Origin of the sequence: Chromobacterium alticapitis (assembly GCF_002924365.1) — a bacterium.
Taxonomy (GTDB): Bacteria; Pseudomonadota; Gammaproteobacteria; order Burkholderiales; family Chromobacteriaceae; genus Chromobacterium; species Chromobacterium alticapitis.
Window position 1 is genome coordinate 30,234 of sequence record NZ_PQWB01000164.1, and the last position, 219, is coordinate 30,452.

The 219-nt window shown below is 70.3% G+C and carries 1 protein-coding gene; it reads left to right on the top strand.

Annotated features, from left to right (window positions below; genetic code table 11):
* Window positions 1-219 (top strand): TolC family protein (locus C2I19_RS20375; RefSeq protein ID WP_158253785.1); only part of this gene is annotated, 219 nt, incomplete at both ends.

Here is a 219-nt window from a genome sequence, read left to right on the forward strand (position 1 = left end):
GCCGCCGCGCCCATCTTCAACTTCGGCGCCACCGGCTACAACGTGGACGCCGCCAGCGCCGGCCAGGAGCAGGCGCTGGCGCAGTACCAGAAGACGGTGCAGACCGCGTTCAAGGACGCGCTGGATTCGCTGGCCGCCAACAACAGCGCGCGCGAAGTGCTGCAGGCGCAAACCACGCAGCTGGCGGCGCTGAACCGCACGCTGAAGCTGGCCGGCCTG